The sequence below is a fragment of the Hymenobacter seoulensis genome, assembly GCF_054780535.1.
Genome location: NZ_BAAGWD010000001.1, coordinates 1,100,347 through 1,124,082 on the forward strand (window position 1 = coordinate 1,100,347; position 23,736 = coordinate 1,124,082).

Consider the following 23,736-nt stretch of genomic DNA (forward strand, 5'->3'; position numbering starts at 1 on the left):
GGTCAGCCGGTTTTCGCTTACTACTTGCCTAGTAAGCTGAACATTTCTACTAGCACCTGCTTGTCGTCGAAGTCCGAGCGGATACCTTTGATTTCCTGGTACGTTTCGTGGCCTTTGCCTGCTACCAGCACAATGTCGCCGGGGTTGGCTAGTGCTACCGCCGTTTTGATGGCCTCGCGGCGGTCTGGAATGGTCAGGACTTTGCCGAGGTTTTCAACCGGAACGCCGGCCTGCATCTGGCTGAGAATATCCTGGGGGTCCTCAAAACGGGGGTTGTCAGATGTCAGCACGGCGCGGTCGGAAAGCTGGGTGGCCAGGCGCGCCATAATGGGCCGCTTGGCGCCGTCGCGGTTGCCGCCGCAGCCCACTACCGTAATCACCTGCTGACTAGGCTGCCGGATGTCGGCAATCGTCTGGAGTACGTTTTCCAGCGCGTCGGGCGTGTGGGCATAATCCACAATACCCGTGATGCGCACCCGTTCCGATACCACCGGCTCAAACCGGCCCGGCGCGGAAGTCAGGCCCGACAGCACTGTGAGTACCTCGGTTGGCTCCTCGCCCAGTAGCACAGCCGCGCCATAAATAGCGAGCAGGTTATACGCATTAAACACCCCAATCAAGCGAAACTGAACCTCGCGGCCATCTACTTCCAGGTGCAGGCCATGCACCGCGTTTTCAATCAGGCGGCCCCGGAACGTAGCGGCACCACGCATGGAATACGTTTCGCGGCGGCCCAACACATTTTGCAGCATCACCGGTCCGCGCTTGTCATCGGCATTGGTAAGAGCAAAAGCCGACTTCGGCATCATATCGAAAAAGCCTTTTTTGGCCTTCAGATACGCATCAAAGGTGCCATGGTAGTCGAGGTGGTCGTGCGAGAGGTTGGTGAAGATGCCACCGGCAAAGTGCAGCCCCGTAACGCGGTGCTGTACCACCGAATGCGAGCTTACCTCCATGAATACATGGGTGCAGCCGGCTTTCAGCATGCGAGCCAGCAGCTCGTTCAGCCGAATAGCATCGGGCGTGGTGTGCGTAGCCGGAATTACTTCCTCATCAATCTGATTTTGCACCGTACTCAGCAGGCCGCAATGGTAGCCCAGCTCCCGGAAGAGCTTGTGCAGCATGGTGGCGCAAGTGGTTTTACCATTCGTGCCCGTGATGCCCACCAGCTGGAGCTTGCGCGACGGATGACCGTAGAACCCAGCTGCCATGCGTGCCATGGCTTCGGCGCTGTCGGGCACCTGCACGTAGGTAGTAGCGGGGTTCAGCTCAGTAGGCAACTCTTCGGCTACCACCACGGCCGCCCCCAACTCCACGGCTTTCGGGATGAACTGATGGCCATCGGTAGCGGTACCGCGCAAGGCAAAAAACACCGTGCCGGGGCCAGCCTGCCGGGAGTCCAGGGTGAGGCTGGAAACTACTACATCGGAGGGGCCATGCTGTGCCCGCACCGTTATGGCATTGAGTAGAGCAGAAAGGGTAGTATCGTGATTCAAGTCGAGGTGGTCGTGGTAAAAGCCGGAGCGTTAGGCGGCAGGAAGTAGAGCCGTTTTACTTATGCTTTTGATTTAGACTTAGCTTTCGTTAGGGCGGCGGCCGCTTTGGCGGGTTTGCTGCTCTCTTTCTGCCTAGTAGTAGATAGTGCAGCCTGCGGCTTGCTTGCCTTCCGGTTAGGAGGCGATGTTTCTACAGAAGCGGAAGCGCTACTAGCTGTTCCGGGCTTCGAAACCCTAGTTTCAGCTAATGTGGCTAAGCCCGGCGTGGGCGGCGCAGCTGGGGCCGGCACACTCACACGGCCGCCAATGGGCTCTAGTTGTAGCTGTATGACACTTCCGCGCCGTGCCGCCGAACCAGCTGCTACTGATTGGTACTTAACGCGCCCGGTACCTGAGGTGCGAACCCGCAGCCCACGGTTTTCGAGCAGGAACAGCGCGTCGCGCAGGGTAAGGCCCAGTACGTTCGGCACCCGACCAGGCCGCACGGCCATAGGCTTTAGGCTCAGGCTAGCGGCTTCCGAATCGGTAGGGGCTAGTCGCACCCAGTCGTCGGCGCCGGTAGCACCATTGTGCGTTACGCCCAGCCTGGTGAACACCATAGAAAGCTCATCCTGCATGCCCGCCTGCACCAGCGGCACCCGCGACTTATGCAGGGGAGCCCGGGCCAGCAAGGGGCGCTGGCTGGCGGCGTCGCGAGCCATGGCTTTATCGGCCAGCTCGCGGAACACTGGCGCCGCTACATCGGCCCCGTAAATGCGGCCGTTCTTCGGCGAATCGACCACCACTATGCACGAATACTTAGGGTTATCGGCCGGGAAATAGCCACAGAAGCTGGTTGAATAGGTGCGGGTGTAGGCGCCGTTCTTAAACTTCCAGGCCGTACCAGTTTTGCCAGCAATCAGGTAATCCGTGGTCCGGATGCCGCGGGCGGTGCCATGCTCCACAACCCCTTCCATCATGGCTCGCACCTTCTGCAAGGTTTCATCGGAGCAGATTTTAGGGTTGAGCACCTGCGTCTCGAAGCGCTCCAGCACCTTGTCGGCCTGCTTAATTTCTTTTACGATCATGGGCTGCACCTTCACGCCGCCGTTGGCAACGGCATTGTAGAAGGCCAGCGTTTGCAGCGGCGCCAGCTTCAGCTCGTAGCCAATACTCATGGTAGTGAGCGAAGTGCGGCTCCAGCTACGGTCGCGCGGATCTTTGATGTAGGGCCGTGCCTCACCGGCCATCTGAAACCCTAGGGGCTTATCGAGGCCAAACCGCTTGAGGTAGTCGGTATACTTTTCGGGGTTCTTGTTGAACACCTGATCCGTCAGCTTAGCCACCCCAATGTTCGACGACTTCTCAAATACCTGCTGCAGCGTAATGCGGCCATAGGGGTGCGAGTCCGTTTTCACGGCCCCTCCTATTTTCATAGAGCCCGTGTTGCCGGTGTTCAGCGTATCGGTCAGCTCCAAGTCAGGGTTCTCCTCAAACGCCGCCATCATGGAGGCCAGCTTAAAGGTAGAACCCGGCTCGGTCCGGCCTTGGTCGGCAATGGCATAGTTGTAGTCCTCGCGGTACACGCCATCGGCTACCTTACCTAGGTTGGCCACCGCCTTGATTTCGCCGGTTTTCACCTCCATCAAAATCACGGTGCCGTACTGCGCGTTGTTGTTCACCAACGACTTGTACAGAGCATTCTCGGCTACGTCCTGCAGGTTAATATCGAGCGTAGTTTTCACGTCGTAGCCGGGCTGGGGCTTTACCTCGGTGCCATCGTAAATAGGCTTGTTGCCGCCGGGTAGGCGTTCAAACAGCGCTTCACCATCGCGGCCGGCTAGGTGCCGGTTGAAGGTAAACTCTAGGCCCGCTCCGTTTTTGTCTTCGTTAATAAACCCAATAGTGCGCTGGGCTAGGCCTCCGAAAGGCCGAAACCGCTTATCAACTTTCTCGAAAATAGCGCCGCCCTTGTTTTTGCCTTCCCGGAAAATCGGCCACTGGGTCAACTCCTTTTTCTCCTGGAAGTTGATTTGCCGCGAGTTCAGGCGCAGGTAGCGCACGGAGGGCTTAGCGTTTTTGGCGTTGCGCAGCTTGCGGGCATACTCGCCGGGCGTCCGGTCCCCAAAGAATCGGGAAAGCAGCAGCGCCAACGAGTCGACTTTCTGATTGAACAGCGCTCTATCCACTACGCTTGGGTCCCAGGCCACCCTATAGAAGGGCAGCGAGGTAGCCATAATACTTTCGTTATCTGAGTAAATATTGCCACGCGTAGCGAATACCGGCTGGTACACAATGCGGCGCTCCTGCTCCAAAGCACTCCACTTGGCGCCCTCCGTAAACTGCACGTGCGTTATGCGCCACACAATGGCGCACGAGAACAGGCACACGCCCAAAAAGGCAAGCCGAACGCGGGTAACAATGCTTTTTTTAACGTTTCCTTTCATTGCGGCGTGGGGTAGCAGAACGATTGGAAGAAGATGAAAGGGTAGCAGGTTCGCCGTTCAGGTCGGTGCCGATGGGCACGGGCGGCGCGCCCACCTCCACCGAGTCGCCGACGGATGGTCCGCTGGCCCGGCGCAACGAATCGGCCTTGGCGCGGGCCGTCATGGCCGCTACGGAGTCGGCGGTTAGCACCGGCAGCATGTCCAGCTCCGCTTCATCAAGCCGGCCGGCTGGCACTGAAATCCGGAAGGGTGGTGAGGAGCTTTCCATCAGGCCGTAGGCGGCCACTTTGCGGGCTACCTCGCTTTGCTTGCTGGCCTCCATGTAGTCTGATTTCAGCGTGGTGTAGTCGGCCCGAAGGTCTTCTGTTTCCAGCTTCAGCTTCTGGATGCTGCGGTTCATGCGGGTAGCATAGTGCGTGTTTCCGATGTACACTAGGGTCAGAAACATGACAAAGAGCAGATGCGGCAGAAACCGCACTGGCAACCCTTCCCGAAACAACCCATCGAGCCGCGTGACGCGCTCCAGCAATGAGAACACGCTCCAGGTGCTGCGCTTTTGGGCCGCCGGGCGCGGCATACGCGGGGCTTTGGCGGGCCGTGGCGCTGGTTCAGGCTCGGGCTCAAGTGGGCGCACCGGCTCCGGCGCGATAGGCGCAACTTCCCGCGGCGCATTCACGCGGGGCGTATTGGCGGGTTTTACGGTGTTGACGGCCACTGTTCTTGCTGGATTACTCCTGAATGGATGCGGTTACTCTTTTCGGATGGCGATGCGAAGCTTGGCGCTCCGGGCGCGGCTGTTGACGGCAATTTCTTCCGCCGAGGCTTCAACTGGCTTGCGTGTTAGGGACTCAAATGGCACGTTGGTACGCCCAAATAGGTCCTTCTCCACCTCGCCGAAGAATTTACCTTTCGCAATGAAGTTTTTCACCAGCCGATCTTCCAACGAGTGATAGCTCATTACCACTAGCTTGCCGCCGGGGCGCAACACCTGGGCGGTTTGCTCCAGCATTTGCTGCAATGCGGCCATTTCATCGTTGGCTTCAATGCGCAGGGCCTGAAACACCTGGGCCAAGTACTTATTCTCTTTGCCGCGGGGCGTGCAGGGCACGATGGCCTTTTTCAGAGCCGCAATGGTCGTGATGCTCTGCCCGCGTCGCGCTGCCACTACGGTAGCGGCTAGTGTGCGGGCATTCGTTACCTCGCCGTACATACCAAAAATGCGGTGCAGCTCCGCTTCGGAGTACTCATTAATAATGTCAGCAGCGGAGGCATCGTCGCCATCCGGGTCCATGCGCATATCGAGCGGGCCATCGAAGCGGGTGCTGAAGCCGCGCTCCGGCGTATCAAACTGATGCGACGACACGCCCAAGTCAGCCAGCAGGCCATCGACGGGCAGGGCGCCGTGGCGAGCCAATTCTTTATAGAGGTTCCGAAAGTTGCTCCGGATGAAGGTAAACTCTGGTCGGGCCAGCTTTTCGGCTTCCTTCTCGGCATCGGCATCCTGGTCGAAGCTGTACAAGTGGCCTTCCGGGCCCAGCCGTTCCAGAATGCGCGCTGAGTGCCCGCCGCCGCCAAACGTGACATCCACGTAACGTCCACCGGGCTGCAAGTCAAGGCCTTCCAGGCACTCGCGCAGCATCACGGGGCGGTGGTAGTCGGTATCGTTCTGGTAATCGTTCAAGGCGTTGCTCATGCGGCCAGGGGGCCGCCGGGGCCAGTTTCAGTGGTGAGAAATTTCTGAGCCAGCTTCGAGAAGCTTTGCTGATCTTTGATTAGGAAGTCGTCGTAGCGGGCCGTGTCCCAAATTTCGCACCGGTTTCCCAGTCCTACAATAATAGCCTCCTTCTCGATGCCCGCATACCGACGCATCGAGCCGGGTAGCATAAAGCGGCCAATTGAGTCCAGTTCCACCTCCGTCATGCCCCGAAAGAAGTTGCGCTGAAACTGGCGGTACTCCTCGTTGAACTCGTCGAGGGCCATCACCTTCTCATGAATCACGCGCCAGGCCGCCCTTGGGTACAACACTAGGCACGGCTCAAACCCACGCACCAGCACAAGCTGGTTACCCGAGGCTTCCGGCAAGTTGGCCTTCACCTTCGACGGTAGTACCAGCCGACCTTTAGGGTCGAGCTTGCACTCATATTCGCCGGAGAGGAGCAGGGTCATAGGCAGTATTCCCGCAGGGCACAGAAACGGGATATAGCAAAAGTACGGAACCCCCTGTAAAAGACAACCACGATTTACCATTTTCTACCACTTCCAAAATACGCGTTTTTAGCGATTTTAAAGGGTTTTTAAGGAAGTAGCGGGATATGGTGTTATAGCCTTGACAGATTGTCAGGCACATCCGGAAACACTTGGGGCTTTTGGATGGGCTAGTACTGAAACCCAGATTCTATACCGACAGCTCCAGTATTCTACACTGCGCTTTCCCTGCCGAAGCAGTATATTTGCATCCAAATGAAACGCCCTCTGCTACATCGGCTTTTTAGCTTTTGGCTAGCCTTGCTCGTACTCACCTCTTCGGTGGGCCTTACGGTGCAGCAGCACGTGTGTCGGCAGAGCGGCAAGCATACGGCCACCGTAATTTTCAGCCCGGCGGAGCATGGCTGTCCCGCTTCCGTAGCGACTGACCACGCCACCAACAACGCCCAGATCAAGAAGGCTTGCTGTGAGTTTGGGGCGCACTTTCACAAACTCGACACTCCTTCGGCCAAGCTTTCCTGGGTGAAAGCCCCGGTGCCAGTACTAGCCCCTCTCACTGACGCAACCACTTCCTGGCCTACCCTGCCACCGGTGCCTCTATTGGTAGCGGCGGCGCGTTGGTATGCCTCTGACACCTCGCCGCCACCTCTTGCCGGCCGAGACTTGCTCACATTTGTGGGCGTGCTTATCGTCTAGGGTTTCTCTGATATGGTAGCCTCCACTGGCTACCTAGTTGGGTCCGTTGTGTCCCAGCCGTATCTGAGTAAAACCCTAACAATCTGACGATATGAGTTCCTTTAATAGCACTGGGCGCTTGCTGGCCAGCGCTGGCGTTGTGCTTGGCAGCGTGCTGCCCGCCTGGGCCCAAACCCCTGATGCCTCTGTGGCCCCCATTCGAGGGCAGGTACTGGATGCCACAACTAAATCGCCGGTGCCAGGCGCCGTGGTGCGCTGGCTGGGCACAACCGCCGAGGCAGTTACTACCGATGAGCAGGGCGCTTTTTCCCTGGTTCGGCCGGCGGGCAAGGGTAGTAACCGCCTCATCATTAATTTTCTGGGGTACCAGGCCGATACGGTGCAAGCCGGCGGCACAGGCTATCTGCGCATTCCGTTGCAGCGCTCAGCTGAGCTAGCCGAGGTAAAAGTAGAGGGCCGCGCCCTCTCCTACTCCGGCCTCACGCCCACGAATACGCAGGTCATCAGCAGCCGCGACCTCACCAAATCGGCGTGCTGCAACTTGGCGGAAAGCTTCGAAACCAACGCTTCAGTAGAAGTCTCGACCACGGATGCCGTATCTGGCGCCAAGCAAATACAGCTGCTAGGCCTTGATGGAGCATATTCCCTACTGACGGTAGATAACTTGCCGGCCCTGCGCGGACTGGCTACCCCTTACCGCTTGGGCTACCTAGCCGGCCCCTGGATTGAAAGCATCGACATCATCAAGGGCATGGGCTCCGTGGTGAATGGCTACGAAAGCATTTCGGGGCAGGTGAATGTGCGCCTCAAGGAGCCAGACAAAGCCGAGCGCCTGCTCTTTAATGCCTACGTCAATGACCTGGGCAAATTCGACCTGAACTTGAACTTGGCCACGCCCGTGAGCAAAAAGGTGAGCACGGCCCTGCTCTTGCACACCGACCACCTGGGCCGACGCGTCGACCGCAATAAGGATGGATTCCTGGATTTACCACTGGCCACTCAGTACAACCTGTTCAACAAGTGGAAGTATCTATCGGGCAAGGGGTTGGTGATGGAAGTGGGCCTAGGCGCCTTGCGCGAAACCCGCCAGGGTGGCCAGATGGGCTTCCGCACGGAAAACCCGGGTGGCTTTTATGGCACCACGCAGGAAACGGACCGCTACACTGCATTCGCTAAAACCAGCTATACCTGGCCCGGACGCCCGTATCAGAGCCTAGGCCTTTTACTGAGCGGAACCGATCATGCCTTCGAGTCGCGCTATGGCCTGCGCACCTATGTTGGCAAGCAGCGCACCGGCCTGGCCACATTGCTGTTCCAGAGCGTGCTAGGAACCACGGCACACACCTATCGTACCGGCCTCAGCTTTCTGCACGACGACTACCGGGAAATCTTCCGGACCGGGTTTACCTACCCCACCGAAACGCCGGATGAGCGTTACGCCCGGGAGCACCGCAACCGCCTGGAGCAGGTGCCCGGGGCTTTTGCTGAGTACACGTACCAGAACGCCCGCAACCTAACCGTGGTGGGCGGCCTGCGCCTTGACCGCCACAACTTGTACGGCTGGTACCTGACGCCCCGGTTGAATGTGAAGTTTGACCCGGCCAAAAACACGGTTCTGCGCCTGGCCACCGGCCGCGGTTTCCGGACCGCCAACCCCATTGCTGAAAACTCAGGCATGCTGGTTAGCTCACGGGAGTTTGTGATTAGCCCGGTGCTGCGGCCCGAAACTGCCTGGAACGTAGGCGGCTCCTTCACCCAGTATTTTACGGCGCTCGGGCGCCAGGCTACTTTCATTACCGACTATTACCACACGGAGTTCCAGAACCAGGTAGTAGCCGACCCCTACTCCCTCACCGACCGGCTTATCATTGCCAACCTGGAGCCGGGCGGGCGCTCTTACTCGCGCAGCTTCCAGACGGAGGTGCAGATAGAGCCCATCAAGGGCCTGCAGGCCAAAGCGGCCTACAAATACCTCGACGTAAAAACCACCTATAACGGGCAATTGCTGCCGAAGGTGCTTACGCCTAGGCACCGCCTGTTCCTGAACCTGGGCTACGCCTCGGCCTACGATAAATGGCGCGCCGATTTTACGGTGCAGGGCTTTGGCAAACGTCCCCTGGCTCATGAGCCGGGCAGCGTAAGCCACCAGCACGGCGGAGTCAGTGAGCAGACGCTACCATCTGCCCCGCGCTATGCCTTACTTAATACGCAGCTCACCCGGGCGTTTAAGGGGTTTGAGGTGTACGCGGGGGTAGAGAACCTCACCAACTATCGGCAACCTAACCCTATTCAGGGGGCCACTGCTCCGTTTGGCCCAGCTTTCGATGCGGCTATGATTTGGGGCCCCGTGTACGGCCGTATGACCTACGCCGGCTTGCGCCTGACGCTAAACTAGGTCACTAGGTAGCCAAACCTGCCAAAGCGTTTGGCATCATTATTTCTACTTGCCTTACCGGCACTTTTGTACCACTTTTTCGCTTTCCTTCTTACTATGAAGCTCTTCTCATCCTTCCTGCTCACCCTTTCCCTGCTGCTAGCCTCGGTTACTTCATTTGCTCAGGCTAGTAAAGCCAAAGCAAAAGGACCGGCCACTGAAACAGTGCAGCTTAAAACTTCCGCCGTGTGCGACATGTGCAAAGCTCGTCTCGAAAAAGCCATGGCGTATGAAAAAGGCGTGCAGGAAGCTAAGCTCGACGTTCCAAGCCAGATCCTGACCGTGACGTATCGGCCCGAAAAAACTACTGCTGAGGCCCTGCGCACCGCCGTGCAGAAAACCGGCTACGATGCCGACGATCAGACGGCTGACGCGCGTGCTTATGACCGGCTGCCCGATTGCTGCAAGAAAACCAACAGCGTACACTAACCACTAATCTTACTCACAAAAAAGCCCAGGTACTGCTACCTGGGCTTTTTTGGCTCTTATCGGGTTCTACTGCTATATGAAGTTATGCGGCAATGGCTTGCGTCATGGTTTGGATTTCAAACTGCAAGCTCACCTGAAACGCAAGCGGACGGGTAAGCCGGCGCCGGTTGGTGCCTGAAATTTCTAGGGTAAACCAATCAGAGCGCAGAAACTCAATCAGGTTAGGTTGGCCCTGGAGCTCCATGTCAATGTGCGTGGGGTGGACTTGGTGCGGCCCGAACGTAGCAATGGAAACTTTCCGGCTGTTGGCCGTCAGAAAACAGTTGCCGCTTTCCAGCGCCCCCAGTGTAGGCGTGCCGCGCCCAATTGCTTGGCCTTCTTCCGGAATCCAGGTGAGCGTTGCTTTCCGCAGCGTTACGGCCGTTATACTAGGGTGCATCAGGGAGGCAAGGCAGGGCAAGGTGCTCGGTAGCGTAGCCTCGCACAGAAAAATAAGGTCCATTCCGGGGTCAATGCGTAGGTTAATGGCTTTGGTACTCAAACCAAAAGCCGACTGCAATGACCGCCGCAGTCCTTCATTGTGCGCTATTGTAAGGGCAACACCGAGCACTACTGGCGGTGAGGCCGAAGGAACAGTTGCAGGTTTCATACGCAATAGGTGAAGCAGCTTGCGCTACCATGGCTGGTAAGAACGAATAGGCTGTTAAAAGCCCGTAATCAGGGCAATGCACTAGAAAAACTGGTTTTTGTATAATATACGTAACATGTTAATTATTACCTATTTAAAGTATAGGAACCTCGCTAAAAAGTAGACCAACTGGTAAAATTTAGCTTTCTAAAATTGTTTTCTTTTAATAATTTATAAGACGATTCGATTTTATCTATTTATATTGACCCCAGACACCCCGCCTCCCGCTCCTGCTGTATGAAAATTTCCTGCTTGCTTCTAGATGACGATCCGCTGGTTCTGGACCTGCTTCAGGCCTACGTTGCCATGACCGATATTCTGGATGTAAAAGCGGCTTTTACCGATCCTCTGGACGCGCACCGCTACCTGATGGAAAACCATGTGCACGTGCTGTTCTCAGACGTGACCATGCCCCATTTAAGTGGCATTGACTTGATTCGGTCCTTGCAGCAGCCGCCCCTGGTGGTCTTGATGACGGCCTACCCGCAGTATGCCATGGAAGGCTTTAATCTGGATGTAATTGATTTTCTGTTAAAGCCTATTTCCCTCGACCGCTTTCTGAAAGCCGTAAACAAGGTGGCAGGCATTTTGCGCGTGAACACGGCTAGTCCGGATGCCCAGGCCGACGCCCTGGCGGGCTGGGGCTCCTTTTTCATTCGGACTGATGCGCAGTTTGTACGCCTGCACTACCGCGAAGTGCTGTACATCGAAGCGCTGAAAGATTTCACCAAGATCAACACCTCTGACGGCCGCACCCACCTTACCCTAGTTAACCTGAAGAACCTAGAGGAGCAATTGCCGCCCGGCCTGTTTGTTCGCACGCACCGCTCCTACCTAGTTAATGCCGCCCGTATTGATTCCGTGAGCAACCTAGAGGTAAAAGTGGGCGGGCACGCCCTGCCGCTGGGCCAAACCTACCGCGACCGGGTAACGGAACGCATTGTAAACCGCTCGCTTATCCGGCGTCAGCACTAGCCGCGGTTTGCGCTTCAACCCGGGTAGTTTCTTGGTAGCCTAGCAGCTGTTCTTCATCTAAGGCTGGAAGCGTAAACCAGAACGCGGAGCCCTGGCCCGGCGTGCTGCTGAAGGACAACGTGCCGCCGTTGCGCTCCACAAACTCTTGGCATAGGCGTAGGCCCAGGCCGGTTCCTTTTTCGTTGGCCGTGCCCGTGGTAGAAAAATGGCTTCCCTGCCCCAACACCCGGTGGTGATCGGCGGGGTCAATACCGATTCCAGTATCCTCCACGCGAATTTCCCACCACTGATTCTGCCGCCTGGCACCCAGCGTGATGTGGCCCCCCGCATTCGTGAATTTGAGGGCGTTGTTGAGCAGATTGCGCAGCACCAGCCGCGTCATGTTCACATCGGCCCGCACCAGGCAGCCTTCCGGCACTTCATTCAGTAGCGCTATCCCTTTCCGCTCGGCATCACCGTGCAGCAGGGCCACCGTTTCATCGGCCAAAAAATCAAGTCGCAGCCGTTCGGCCCGGGCCCCCGCTTCCCCTTTTAGCTGCGAGGCCGACCAGTTCAAGAGGTTATCGAGCAGATGCAGCGTGCTGTCGAGCATGCGCGTAACCCGCTCTGACTGCATAGCCAGCCGTTCTGCCGGCATCTGGCCCAGCTTGAGCAACGCCAGCAACGAATACAAGGAGCTCAGGGGGCCGCGTAGGTCATGCGAGATGATAGAGAAAAGTGTATCCTTGGTACGATTAAGCCGGTTTAGTTCTTCCTTCTGCCGGTTGATAGCCGCATTTTTTCGCTGGAGCAGCGTATTGGTATGGCGCTGCCGCCGTTGGGCCCGAAACAGAGCCACTACCGCCAGCAGCAGAAAAATGGTGCCGGCAGCCAACCAGTTGCGCTGCAAAAGTCGCCGGTTGAGTTTGGCTTCCTGTAATTCCTTGTCTTTGGTGAGCAGCTGAATCTCCCGCTCCTTTTTCTCTGTTTCGTAGCGGGTTTGCAGTTCTGCCACCTGTATGGAGCGCTGCTCGGCAAATACGCTGTCCTGCAACCCAGTGTAGCGGGTAAGCGCCCCCAATGACCTCCACGGCTGCCCAATGCGCCGGTACACGCTGGCCAGGGAATAATAAACTCGGCTCAGCACCTCTTTGGAGCCCGTTTGCGCGGCGGGTGCAAGAGCCAGCCGCAGGTGCTGCTCAGCCATTGAAAGTTTACCCACTGAATCCTCGGTGGCGGCCAAGCTTTGCAGGGTATTGGTACGGGCCAGCAGGGTAGCGTTGGTAGGCAGAAAAGCCAGTGCTTTGGCGAAATAGCCCATGGCCACCTCGTGGTTGCTCAGCTCCTGATAAATCCGACCCGTACTGCTCAACGCCTCACTCATCCGGACGCTATCCTGGATTTCCTGTGCTTTAGTCAGGCTTTGGCGCAAATAGTATAAGGCGCGGCTGTAATTGCGCTGCTGTTGATGCGCTACCCCAATCTGGCTCAGCACATGAGCCACGCGCTGCTGGTTATGCGCCAGCTGCCAGGCCGCTAGGGCATGCTCGTAATGAAAGCGGGCGCGAGCCCATTGCCCACTAGCCCCATACAGCTCGCCAAGGTGCTCCAGTACTTGCCCCTGCCCTGCCACATCGCGCAGCTTCCGAAAGCTATGCAGGGCATGCTGATACGTTTGACGGGCTTTTCCGGTATCGCCCTGGCTATGGAGGGCGCGCCCCAGCAACCACCCCGACCAGGCCGCCGACTTGCCACTAGGCTGGCTGAGGGCCAACGCCCGCCGATAATGCCGAATGGCCGACTCATAGCGGCGCAATACGTGGCAGGCCTGGCCCGCGGTCCAGTGGAGCTGGCGCTGACGCAGCGTATCCTTAGCCACAATGGCCCGCCGAAGTTGCTCAGGTGTACGGCGCAGCAGGGCCTTCGCCTCTAGGGGCGAAAACGAATCGAGCGGAAACTCCTGCGAGGTTTGGGGCGCAACAACCGCCATAACCGGCCCCGGCCAGTTCCCCACCAGGAAAAGAAATAGCGCAACTAAGCCGGCACTCCAGCTTCGTGCTTTCATCTTTTCCGGAAATACCTGCCACATGGGTGTGCCGTTTAGCTCAACTGTACTGCCAGCAACACGCCTTTTAAGAACATGCTACCTAGCAATATACAAAAAGCCATGTACGAGCTACTCTCCCGGTTCGGATTTATATTGGCCAGTAGCGGCGGCCTAGTAACTACCTGTTATTGAAACACAACCCTACGCTTCCTTGGCTTGCCACAGCCGCCACCACGGCAGATAGGGCTGGTCGTGGTGCTCATAGTGGTAGCCGAAAAAATAGCAGCTCACAAAGGCCCACATATGGTGCCGGAACTGACTCCGCGACTTGTGCAGGTTATCAGGAGCATGCTCGCCCCGATGCGGCAGGTAGGTACCAAAGTAGAAAAGCTGCAGCGTAGCCAACACCGCGGGCAGCATCCAGAAGGCAATAACGCTGGCCTGAGGAAAAAACAGCTTTAGCACGTTGTAGGTCGCGGCCATGAGCACGACTTGCCCCAGCGTCACGTAGTTCCAAGCAAAGCGCACAAACCAGCGCACAAAGCTCGGGTGGCGGCCATCATGAAAATCAGGATCGTCGTCGGTGCCCACGTGGCGGTGGTGGGCGTGGTGCTTGGGTAGCATCCCGGGAAACCAATTGAAGGCAAACAAACCTGCGGTCAAGAGGCCAATGAAATTGTTCAGCCGCTTATTGGAGCTTACTACCCCATGCATGGCATCGTGCGCCGTGATAAAAAGGCCCGTGTATAGGTGTGTTTGCAGCAACGCCAGCAGATACGGCCACGGCGTGCGCCAGTCGGGCTGGTAGAACGCCAGTGAAAACGTCAGTAGTCCGGCCCAGGCCACCAGAATCAGCGCGGCCATCAGTACTCCCTTCTGGCCCAGCGGTGCCGGCTTCACGCGGCGCACGGTTGCGTTGCTAGGGTGCTGAGTACTGACGGAAGGCATGATGCTCAATACGACGAAAACGTAAAAATAGCGGAGAAATAGCCGAAAACCGGGGCGGCTCTACAGGGCCAGCAGCGAGTCGCGCACCTGCTCCATTTGCCACATGGGCGTGCTGGTAGCGCCGCATATCCCTACCGACTGACCCGGCTCAAACCACGAGGAGCAGATTTCATCTGCCTTGGATATAAAGTGCGTGGCGGGGTTGGTTTCCTTACACACCTGGTACAGCACCTTGCCGTTGGAGCTTTTCGTGCCCGACACAAACACCACTTGATCAAACTGAGCGGCAAACTTCCGCAGATCCTTGTCGCGGTTGCTTACTTGCCGGCAAATGGTGTCGTTGGCATTTACTAGGTAGCCGCGCTGCTCCAACTCCTCTTTAATGCGGTAGAAGGAGTTGGTGCTTTTGGTGGTTTGGCTGTAGAGCGTGATGTTGGAAGGCAGCTCATGGAGCAGCAGCTCATCCAGGTTTTCAAATACCACGGCTTGGCCGCTGGTTTGGCCTAGTAACCCGCGCACCTCGGCGTGGCCGTGCTTGCCGTAAATAAATATCTTCTCCTTGCGGTCGTAGCTGGTTTTGATGCGATTCTGCAGCTTCAGCACTACGGGGCAGGAGGCATCAATCAGGGTCAGGTTGTTTTCCATGGCCATCTGGTAAGTGCTAGGCGGCTCGCCGTGGGCCCGAATGAGCACGGCTTCGTCGCGCAGCAGAGCCAGCTGGTCGTAGTCGATGATGCGCAGACCGCGCTGCTCCAAGCGCTCTACTTCTTCATCGTTGTGCACAATATCGCCGAGGCAATACAAATACCCCTGCTCCTCCAGCAGGTCTTCGGCCATCTGAATAGCATAGATTACGCCGAAGCAAAAGCCAGAATTGGGGTCGATACGGACGCTCAGGTGGTACGGCATAGCTAGCAGAGTAACTGTCGAGGTGGCCTGAAGGTTATAAGAAGCAGAAAATACGAAAAATGCGCCAGTTCATGGCTCCGTATAGAAGTTCGTTCGCGCACTTAACAACAGGGAATGCTATAAAGTTAAGGCATTGGCAATGCAAAACTTGCAGCACTGCGTTTCTAACTAGCGTTGAGCTTCAGAGGACGAAGTTACTAGCCCCGCTAAAACGCAAAACCGGGAAGCCAAACTGGCCTCCCGGTTATAGAATGGCGCAAAACATACGGCACAGCCCTACTTCCCAGATTTCCTGGAGCCGTTAGCTTTCTGCCCGCCTAGCTTATGTATTAGCTACTAAGCCCACTATCAGCCGCATACAGCTTAGAGCACCGCAGTATTTTATTGGATTGCCGGTTTACTAGGTCTAAAATGAGCCGAAAGCCTTGCGCTTTTCCAGGTCCTTAATCACCTTATCCTCCATAGGGCTGGCCCGCAGCACTTCCCGGTTGCGCCAGAAGGCGGCATCATAGCGCTGCTTCATGGCGTGCTTCAGGTCGTTGTAGTTCACGCTGGTGGTTTTGTAGCCTTTTGCGGCTGGCTTATTGGTGTACTGGTAAAAGAACAGGTTGCCGCTGATTTCCGTGGTATCTGGCTTGCCGGCGCGATTTAGCACAATAGTATGCTCAGCCCGCACCGCCTGTACCCGGCTCAGAGAATCGGCCACGGGACTGAAGTCTGTGGTCATCCGAAACGTTTGGGATGCCAGCGTAGTGCCCTCCAGCAGCTGCAGGCTCATCAGGTTTCCGATGGGCACGTTGGCTTCCAGGCGCCGCACCGCGGCCGAAGTAAAGTCGATATACAACGTTCCGAATGGCGCCGATTCATTCATATCCAGCCGCGGCGTATAGTCGATAACGGCGGTTTCCTGGCCTTTGTCCTGAATAACTTCGCGCAGATGAAACTTGAACTGCTTATCAGCCATTGGGCTTAGGGGCACGGCCAGCGTGCGGCGGCTGGGTTTGGGCTCAAACACCGGAATGAGGCGCACGGCAGACGAGAAATTCGCCATATCAACGCCCATGTCATCCTCCGCCGTGCCGTAGCGAGCCTGCTCCAGCTTCCAGCCGCCTACCTGCCGGTTGGTGAAGCGCACATCATAAAAGGCGTCCAAAAACTCGGCGTAGCTGCCGTTGTGGCGCTGTTTCTGGCGGTAAAACGCCTTGCCATAGTATTCCTGGCGCTCGTGGCGGGCCAACTTGGCGTAGGCCCGCTGCACTAGTTCCATAGCTACTTGCTCGGGGTTCCGAACGCGTACTTCGGGCAGCGCCACGGTACTAGCCTTCAAAGTAACCGTAACCGGCGCGGTAGAACTGACCTCAAGCGTAACGGGGGCAAAGCCCAGGCTGACCACCACAATTTTCTGGGGCAGCTTGGCCACGCGCAACGTGAACTCGCCGGCCTCATTGGTGGCCGTACCGGGCTCGTTGCCGGGTGGGCCCACGTTGGCATACGGCACGGGGCGCTGCTGCTCATCAAGCACGCGGCCTTTTACCGTAATCTGCTGGGCCTGGATGGCCGTAGTAGTGGCCAAAGCCAGCGTTGTCAGGATTAAAGCTTGTTTCATGTAGTAGAAGGGAGATTCAGGGAAGCAGAAGCCAAATAGGAGGTGTAAGAAACGTCGAAACTGCGATTTTGATTGCAGACGAGGCTGGCTAAGCTCCAGTACAGGTTCCGTGCCACAGGCTTAGCCCCTACTTATTTCGAGAAGGATACCGACTAGCCCCCGAAAGCCGTGAAGCACCTAACCTGCTGCTATTGTGCGTTCTTACCGCTGCCACTGCCGCCGCACTGGGCATAAAAAAAGCTCCCAGAAGGAGCTTTTTAAAAAGCGGGCCGTTGCCCTTATATCTGCGCCAGCTTCTCCGCTTCTGCCTCCGAGACGTGGCCCCGGTCAAGCATAAAGGAGCGCACCAGCCCAAACGACTCCGTATCGAGGCCGGAGTTGGGGTGCTTGAGCAGGGTAGCTACTAGAAACTGACGGTCTTCGTCGACGTGCTGGCTAAGGCCCAAAAAGCTCGGCAAATTGCTTTCCACGCTCAGGCGCAGAAACCGGATTTCAGCGTTATCGGCATCCAGCTTCACGGCCTGATCAAACTGCTTAGTGGCATTCTGCACGTAGGTCAATTTATTGAACATTGAGGCGTCGCGGGCCCGGATGGCTTCGGCAGCGGCTTTGTACGCTAGCACCACGGCGTCCTGTTTGGTGTAGGCAGCCATTAATTGGTAGAACTTCTCGCCGGCTTCTTTGCTGGCAGCCGCCTGCTGGTATTGGCGGCGCAAATGCGTTATAGAATAAGGGTTTGCTTCGGTCGACACGAGGGTAATAAGAAACAGAATGAAGGAAAGGAACAGGAATTTCATGGGTGCCCGCTTTTACTACCTATTGCTAACGGTAAAAAGAACGGACGGGGAGCAAAATTCAAACCGAAATTTTGGCGTGAATCTTTACTGTTGCGCTAAGCAGCGCACTATATGCCTTGGCTCAGGAGGAGCTAGCGGAGGTTTGCGCCTATACGCGGGCTAGGCGGTAGCGGAAGTAAGAGCCCAGCAGCAGCAGCAGTTTGGTGTTATTCGGTACGCGCACCCGCTCGCCCAGAATGCGGTTGGCTGGCAAGTTTTTGATTTTGTGAAAAAGCTTGAGATAGTACACATACGCCAGATACACGCCCAGCCGGGCCGCCCGCGGCAGCTGCACAATACCCGCGTATCCGGCCTCAAAATCGGCCCGGATATCAGCTTCAATGGTGCGCTTCACCTCGTCGGTAAACCGCTCGTACTGCACGCCGGGGAAATACACGCGGCCCCGCTCCTCGTAGTCAGAGCGGATGTCGCGTAGGAAGTTGATTTTCTGGAAAGCCGAACCCAAGCGGCGGGCTGGCTCGCGCAGGTGGTTGAACAGGGCATCATCTCCTTCGCAGAAAATGCGCAAACACATGAGGCCCACCACTTCCGCCGAGCCATAAATGTACTTCTCGTACAACGACTGGTTGTAGCTCCGGTCGTCGAGGTCCATTTCCATGCTGTAGAGGAAGGCATCAATAAACTCCCGGTCGATACCGTACTGGTGCACTACATCCTGAAAGGCGTGCAGCACGGGGTTTAGGCTCAGCTTCAGATCTAGCGCCTCATAGGTCTGGCGCTTAAAGTCCGCGAACAAAGCGGCTTTATCGTGGGCATGAAACGTGTCCACAATTTCGTCGGCCCAGCGCACGAAGCCATACACGGAGTACACAGGTAAGTGAAACCGCTGGTCGAGCGTACGAATGCCCAGCGTGAACGAGGTGCTGTAGCATTGGGTAATCAGCTTGCTACACGCCCGGCTGGTTTCGGTGAAGAGGGCAACGTGGTCCATTTTTCTGAGGGATTAAGTAAGAATAGCTGCCGGTGCCTGAGGGGTGGTGGGCCACCACTCGGTTGGCTACTTCCTGCTTAATTTTCTTTCTCGATTTCTTTTGCCACTACCTGCCCCGAGATGAGCGAAGGCGGCACGCCGGGGCCAGGTACAGTAAGCTGGCCTGTAAAATACAGATTACTTACCTTTTTGCTTTTGAGCGCGGGCTTGAGCACGGCGGTTTGGCGCAAGGTGTTAGCTAGTCCGTAGGCGTTGCCCTTGTAGCTGTTGTAGTCCTGCACAAAATCCTGGTGGGCATAGCTGCGCTTGTACACCACCGCATCCCGGATGCTGGTGCCGCAGTGGCGCTCCAGCCGGTCCAGTATCAGGTGGTAATAGTGCTCGCGCGTTTCCTCCGGATCGGGCAAATCAGGGGCCACCGGAATCAGCAGAAACAGGTTTTCACTGCCTTCGGGCGCTACACTAGGGTCAGTTTGGGAAGGAGCCGACACATAGAACAGCGGACGGCTAGGCCACTTCGGGTTCTCATATATTTCCTCGGCGTGTAGGCTGAAATCTTCATCGAAGAACAGGTTGTGATGGCGCAGGTTAGGCAGCCGCTTGTTTATGCCCAGGTAAAACAGCAACGATGACGGCGCCATGGTGCGCGAATTCCAGTAGGCTTCGTCATAGTTTCGCCACTCGGGGGCTAATAAGTGCTGCTCGGCGTGGTGGTAGTCGGCGCCGGCTACTACCACATCGGCGGGCCGGAACTCGGTGGCCGTTTGCACGCCGGTAGCGCGGCCTTTCTCCACCACAATCTGCTGCACGGGCACGTTATATTCTATCTGCACCCCCTGCTCCTGGGCCAGCTGCACCATGCCTTCTACAATTTTATGCATGCCGCCCATGGGGTACCACGTGCCCAGCGCCAGGTCGGCGTAGTTCATGAGCGAGTACAAGGCCGGCGTATTCTGGGAGGTAGCGCCCAGAAACAGAATCGGGAATTCCACCAGCTCCAGCAGGCGCGGATCCTTGAAAAACTTGCGTACGTGCTTGTGCATGCTTTTCAGGATGTCCAGACGCATTGCATCTACTAGCAGGCGCGGATCGGCAAACTCCAGCAAGGAGCGGCCGGGCATGTGCACGAATTTGTTGATGCCTACCTCGTATTTGTAGGCGGCCTGCCGCAGAAATTCATCGAGGCGGGCGGCACTACCGGGCTCGTAGCGCTCAAACAAGGCGCGCAGCTCACTCATTTTAGCCGGAATATCAACGGCCTCCGGGCCCTTGAAAATCACTTGGTATGAGGGGTCCAGCCGCACTAGGTCGTAATAGTCCTCCACCTTTTTGCCGAACCGAGCAAAGTATTGCTCAAACACGCCTGGCATCCAGTACCAGCTCGGCCCCATGTCAAACGTGAAGCCTTCCGCCTTAAACACCCGGGCCCGTCCGCCGGGTCCTTCGTTTTTTTCCAGAATGGTAACGCGGTAGCCGCGCTGGGCCAATGAAGTAGCCGCTGCTAGCCCCGCAAAGCCGGCTCCGATAACGATAATATCCTTAGATGATGCGGAAGGTGCCAATAGCGCGTGTGATTGGGTGAGTGAAAACGATGCAAGCTACAATCCAGCAGACACTCCTAATTGTTTAGCTTCCGAAAGCTACTAGCCTGAATTTACTAGGTGGGTTGGCGCCCCAAAGTGGGGTAGCGCCCAAAACAGACGGGCCGCGAACCACGCAGCCGAAGCTAAACGTAGTCCGCGGCCCGCTATACGCCCGGGGCGGGTCTGTACTCTCTCCCTATTCCCTACACGCCGGGGGCGTATGTCTTCAACGCTTGCTTGAGTTCTTTGCGAGCGATGTGGATACGGTTTTTCACGGTTCCAATCGGGATTTGCAGCTTTTCCGCAATTTCCAGGTACTTGTAACCGATGTAGTACATCATAAACGGAGTGCGATAATCGGCAGATAAACCGGCTATTGCTTCGTTGATGTCTGTTACTACGAAATCGGAGGTAGCACCGTTGTGTGTAATGTAATTTTCGTCGGTATTAAAATATTGAAAATACTCTGTGCTATCAATATTGCTGTTCCGCTTGGTTATTTTATTGTAGTTGTTAATGAAGGTGTTGCGCATGATGGTATACAACCATGCCTTCAGGTTAGTGCCCGCCTTGAACTTGTCCTTGTTCAGCAACGCCTTCATTAACGTTTCCTGGACAAGGTCCTTGGCATCGTCAGCGTCGCGGGTCAGGTTCATCGCCACGGGCTTTAGCGAGTAAGAAATCTTCTGTACTTGATTTGTGAATTCCAGAGAGGTCATGCTGTTTAGCTTTTCGTGGCAAAAAGTTAAACAAATATACGGGGGATTCTGAAAGTCGACGCACACATACTGATTTATTTTTTTTTATTCTGATTAACTCCACACCATACCCTCAAAAACCAGCACAACATGCTGTTAGTCAACGAATACCTAGCAGATACTTTTCTTATACAGCGGGCTTTGCATGCTCCACTGTAGGTACGCAAAAGCCCGGCCCCCGGATGTTATCCTTTGGGCCGGGCTTGTGTTGTTGAACCGGGAGGTTGGAGCTTGGTCAGGACCTAGCAGGCTTCCGCCACTGGCAAGGGAGCGGCCTTAAGCTCGTCGGCTATAGTCAGAAAATCGGTGATTAAGCGGAGTCGAACGGTATTATCCGGCAATTGCAAGCTCTCGGCCTGAGCCAGCGGCCCATACAAATACAAGGTCAGCCGAGGACATATTCCACTTAGTCTATTCACAAAATCCTGTACTTCGTGGCGCTCCGGAACGGCGGTCATGCACGTCAGCACCGCGTACGGCTGATAGCTATTGTACACGGCTTTCAGATCCTCGAGGGGCAGGCTCTGGCCCAAGTACAGCACGTGGTGCCCCCGGGAACGCAAGGCATAGTTCATAAACAATAGAGCCAGCTCGTGCATTTCGCCCTCCGGCAGAAACATCACCCAGCGCCTGGCAGTAGCGGGCTGCACGGGGGGCAGTCCATCGGTGGCGGCCATCAGCTTTTGCCGAATCAGGTGCGTGACTAAGTGCTCCTGAGCTGGATTTACCGTGCCGGCCTGCCACATTACGCCTATGCGCTGTAAAAACGGATAGATAATGTGCAGCATCGTCTGCTCGAAGCCGCTGCGCTCCGTGGCCTGCTGAAAGATGTGGGTAAGCTTGAGCTCATCCATTTCCAGCATAGCGGCCAGCAGTCCGTTCACGTGCTGGCAGTAGGTGGTAGTTTCGTCGTCGCAGGAAATTACGGCCTTGGACAGCTCCTGTTCCGTGAGTTTAGCCACTTGCGAGATGCGGTAGCCGCGTCCGCACAAAGTGGCCACGTTCAGCAGCCGGCGCAGGTCGTCTTCGGAGTAGGTGCGGATGTTGGTAGCCGTGCGCACGGGCTGCAGAATGCCGTAGCGCTGCTCCCAGACGCGGATGGTGTGCGCCTTAATGCCCGAAAGCTGCTCCAGTTCACTGATAGAAAATTGTCCCACGATACTTGTACTAACTATTTAAACGGATGCGCCTGACCGCTGCCGAAGTACTCGTGTGGGAGCTGGCTTGCGGAGAGCCAACGCAAAGTATTTCGGCGACACCCACAGCAGCCCGAACTCTTCGGAGCCGTCGCGGCCAGTCGTTTTATGATGAATTTTGTGAGCCATGTTCAAGGCCCGCAGATACGAGTTACGCGACTTACGCCAGAACCGCAGCCGCCCATGAATCAGCACATCGTGCACGAAAAAATAGAGCGTACCGTAGCTGGCAATCCCTACCCCCATCCAGAACCGGAAGTCCTTGGCAGCGGAGCCGTAAACGATGAGCAGCATGGAGAGCGACCCATAGAAAAGGAAAAAGAAATCGTTGCGCTCAAAGCGGTGCGGATGGCGCACATGGTGCGAGCGGTGCAGAAACCACAACGGCCCGTGTAGCACAAAACGGTGCATGAACCAGGCCACGAATTCCATCCCAAGAAAGGTAGCCGTGGTAACGGCTACGGCTGCCAATGTCGTCATAGGGCTTAAACCGTTGGGCTCCCGAGAAGTTTGAAAGTGTAAAAGGGAGAAAGTTACTACTCTTTCCCGGACTCTGAACATGCAGTTTGCCCTGACTGTTACAAGCTGGGCACAAGAACAGCTGCCACCAGGCATTGGTGGCAGCTGTTGAAACAGGTTTGTGTACAGAAGGGACCTAGTTTTCCCAGGTAATTTTTTCTTTGCTTAGGAAGGCCGCAATGCCCCGGCGGCAGTCATCGGAGCCACGGGCTTCGGCGTTCATGCGGGCGGCGTAGCGCAGGCTTTCTTCCAAGGGCATTTCTGGAATACGGGCCAACATTTCCTTGGTGGTTTCCATGCTTTGCGCCGAGTTTTCGGTGCATAGGCGCCTAGCAAACTCGTACACGTTTTTGGCCAGCTCAGCCTTGGGCACCAGGAAATTTACTAGGCCAAAGTCCAGAGCCATCTGCGCCGAAACCACGTCGCCGGTGAGCAGCAGCTGCTTGGTGCGGGCCTCCCCTATTTTGCGCAGCAGAAATACGCTCACAATAGCTGGCAGAAACCCTATTTTCACTTCTGTGTAGCCAAACTTGGCCTCCGGCACGGCAAACGCGAAGTCGCAGATGGTAGCCAGGCCGCAGCCCCCGGCCAGCGCGTGGCCTTGCACCTCCCCAATAACTACCTTCTTGAGGGTATAGATTTGGTGGAAAAGCTGCATGAGGTGAGTGGAATCGGCTAGGTTGTCGTTGTAGCCAAAGCCCTGCAATTCCTGAATGTAGGCCAAATCGGCTCCAGCACAGAATACTTCTCCGGCGGCACGCAGCACAATCACCTTGCAGGCCTCATCATCCTCGGCAAACTCGAACGCGTGCTTTAGCTCGGTCACCATCTCGGCGCTTAGCGCATTGCGCTTTTCGGGCCGATTGAGCGTGATGTAACCGATAGAATCCTGCACCTCATAGCGAATGAAGCGAAGATCTTCCAGTTCCTGAGTGGGCATGTTTTCCATAGTCAGGGAGCGTTGCAAATCGGTGAAAGAAAAGCGCCGGGCGAACAGAGTACACCAACCGCCTTGAACGGGAGCTCGAAAGCTAAACGTAACAAATTACATGCT

At 56.4% G+C, this 23,736-nt stretch carries 21 protein-coding genes; 4 read left to right on the plus strand and 17 right to left on the minus strand.

Annotated elements, in window-relative coordinates:
- Nucleotides 1-20 precede the first annotated feature (20 nt).
- From ACYVHC_RS04730 to mraZ, 5 genes are read right to left on the minus strand one after another with little or no spacing between them, the layout of a single operon-like run.
- Entirely contained in the window at nt 21-1,496 is a 1,476-nt protein-coding gene (locus ACYVHC_RS04730) for a Mur ligase family protein (protein WP_460612513.1), read from the minus strand.
- A gap of 59 nt (nt 1,497-1,555) precedes the next feature.
- Nucleotides 1,556-3,922 (minus strand): penicillin-binding protein, encoded by a 2,367-nt coding sequence (locus tag ACYVHC_RS04735; RefSeq protein ID WP_460612514.1) that lies wholly within the window; start codon nt 3,920-3,922, stop codon nt 1,556-1,558.
- Nucleotides 3,906-4,637 carry an FtsL-like putative cell division protein gene (locus ACYVHC_RS04740; RefSeq protein WP_460612515.1) on the minus strand — a complete coding sequence of 244 codons (732 nt, stop codon included), beginning with the start codon at nt 4,635-4,637 and terminating at the stop codon, nt 3,906-3,908. Before ACYVHC_RS04740 ends, ACYVHC_RS04735 begins: the two co-directional genes overlap by 17 nt.
- A 33-nt stretch (nt 4,638-4,670) precedes the next feature.
- A complete protein-coding gene (gene rsmH / locus ACYVHC_RS04745; RefSeq protein WP_460612516.1) occupies nt 4,671-5,615 on the minus strand; it encodes a 16S rRNA (cytosine(1402)-N(4))-methyltransferase in 945 nt (314 codons plus the stop codon).
- Nucleotides 5,612-6,088, minus strand: coding sequence for a division/cell wall cluster transcriptional repressor MraZ (gene mraZ, locus ACYVHC_RS04750; protein ID WP_460612517.1), 477 nt, complete (start codon nt 6,086-6,088; stop codon nt 5,612-5,614). The genes rsmH and mraZ overlap by 4 nt, the downstream gene beginning before the upstream one ends.
- A gap of 294 nt (nt 6,089-6,382) precedes the next feature.
- Between mraZ and ACYVHC_RS04755 the strand changes: the two genes are divergently transcribed.
- The 3 genes from ACYVHC_RS04755 (at nt 6,383) to ACYVHC_RS04765 (ending at nt 9,686) form a co-directional block, all read left to right on the plus strand.
- The gene (locus tag ACYVHC_RS04755; protein ID WP_460612518.1) at nt 6,383-6,823 is read left to right on the plus strand and encodes an HYC_CC_PP family protein; all 441 of its coding nucleotides are present in this window, start codon (nt 6,383-6,385) and stop codon (nt 6,821-6,823) included.
- A 91-nt stretch (nt 6,824-6,914) separates the two neighbouring features.
- Nucleotides 6,915-9,218 (plus strand): TonB-dependent receptor, encoded by a 2,304-nt coding sequence (locus ACYVHC_RS04760; protein WP_460612519.1) that lies wholly within the window; start codon nt 6,915-6,917, stop codon nt 9,216-9,218.
- 96 nt (nt 9,219-9,314) lie between these two features.
- Complete coding sequence (locus ACYVHC_RS04765; RefSeq protein ID WP_460612520.1) at nt 9,315-9,686, plus strand: heavy-metal-associated domain-containing protein; 372 nt, start codon at nt 9,315-9,317, stop codon at nt 9,684-9,686.
- A gap of 82 nt (nt 9,687-9,768) precedes the next feature.
- Here the strand turns inward: ACYVHC_RS04765 and ACYVHC_RS04770 are convergent, their stop codons facing one another.
- Complete coding sequence (locus ACYVHC_RS04770) at nt 9,769-10,335, minus strand: hypothetical protein (RefSeq protein ID WP_460612521.1); 567 nt, start codon at nt 10,333-10,335, stop codon at nt 9,769-9,771.
- Nucleotides 10,336-10,611: 276 nt separating this feature from the next.
- Between ACYVHC_RS04770 and ACYVHC_RS04775 the strand changes: the two genes are divergently transcribed.
- A complete protein-coding gene (locus tag ACYVHC_RS04775; RefSeq protein WP_460612522.1) occupies nt 10,612-11,349 on the plus strand; it encodes a LytR/AlgR family response regulator transcription factor in 738 nt (245 codons plus the stop codon).
- On the opposite strand, the gene ACYVHC_RS04780 is transcribed toward ACYVHC_RS04775, so the two are convergent.
- The 11 genes from ACYVHC_RS04780 to ACYVHC_RS04830 all read right to left on the minus strand — a co-directional run bounded on the left by ACYVHC_RS04780 (nt 11,330) and on the right by ACYVHC_RS04830 (nt 23,631).
- On the minus strand, nt 11,330-13,393 hold the full coding sequence (locus tag ACYVHC_RS04780; RefSeq protein WP_460612523.1) for a sensor histidine kinase: 2,064 nt from the start codon (nt 13,391-13,393) through the stop codon (nt 11,330-11,332). The genes ACYVHC_RS04775 and ACYVHC_RS04780 overlap by 20 nt on opposite strands.
- A gap of 183 nt (nt 13,394-13,576) precedes the next feature.
- A complete protein-coding gene (locus ACYVHC_RS04785) occupies nt 13,577-14,323 on the minus strand; it encodes a fatty acid desaturase family protein (protein ID WP_460612524.1) in 747 nt (248 codons plus the stop codon).
- 60 nt (nt 14,324-14,383) lie between these two features.
- Nucleotides 14,384-15,232: a 4-hydroxy-3-methylbut-2-enyl diphosphate reductase gene (locus ACYVHC_RS04790; RefSeq protein WP_460612525.1), complete on the minus strand. Its 849-nt coding sequence runs from the start codon at nt 15,230-15,232 to the stop codon at nt 14,384-14,386.
- Between the two features lie 406 nt (nt 15,233-15,638).
- Entirely contained in the window at nt 15,639-16,838 is a 1,200-nt protein-coding gene (locus ACYVHC_RS04795) for a peptidase associated/transthyretin-like domain-containing protein (protein WP_460612526.1), read from the minus strand.
- Between the two features lie 278 nt (nt 16,839-17,116).
- Complete coding sequence (locus ACYVHC_RS04800; protein ID WP_460612527.1) at nt 17,117-17,635, minus strand: hypothetical protein; 519 nt, start codon at nt 17,633-17,635, stop codon at nt 17,117-17,119.
- A 148-nt stretch (nt 17,636-17,783) separates the two neighbouring features.
- Complete coding sequence (locus ACYVHC_RS04805; RefSeq protein WP_460612528.1) at nt 17,784-18,626, minus strand: phytoene/squalene synthase family protein; 843 nt, start codon at nt 18,624-18,626, stop codon at nt 17,784-17,786.
- Nucleotides 18,627-18,703: 77 nt separating this feature from the next.
- On the minus strand, nt 18,704-20,188 hold the full coding sequence (locus ACYVHC_RS04810; RefSeq protein ID WP_460612529.1) for a phytoene desaturase family protein: 1,485 nt from the start codon (nt 20,186-20,188) through the stop codon (nt 18,704-18,706).
- 224 nt (nt 20,189-20,412) lie between these two features.
- Nucleotides 20,413-20,928 (minus strand): sigma-70 family RNA polymerase sigma factor, encoded by a 516-nt coding sequence (locus ACYVHC_RS04815; RefSeq protein ID WP_460612530.1) that lies wholly within the window; start codon nt 20,926-20,928, stop codon nt 20,413-20,415.
- Nucleotides 20,929-21,209: 281 nt separating this feature from the next.
- Complete coding sequence (locus ACYVHC_RS04820; protein ID WP_460612531.1) at nt 21,210-22,124, minus strand: MerR family transcriptional regulator; 915 nt, start codon at nt 22,122-22,124, stop codon at nt 21,210-21,212.
- Nucleotides 22,125-22,142: 18 nt separating this feature from the next.
- Nucleotides 22,143-22,643, minus strand: coding sequence for a sterol desaturase family protein (locus ACYVHC_RS04825; RefSeq protein ID WP_460612532.1), 501 nt, complete (start codon nt 22,641-22,643; stop codon nt 22,143-22,145).
- A gap of 175 nt (nt 22,644-22,818) precedes the next feature.
- Nucleotides 22,819-23,631 carry an enoyl-CoA hydratase/isomerase family protein gene (locus ACYVHC_RS04830; RefSeq protein ID WP_460613131.1) on the minus strand — a complete coding sequence of 271 codons (813 nt, stop codon included), beginning with the start codon at nt 23,629-23,631 and terminating at the stop codon, nt 22,819-22,821.
- Nucleotides 23,632-23,736 lie beyond the last annotated feature (105 nt).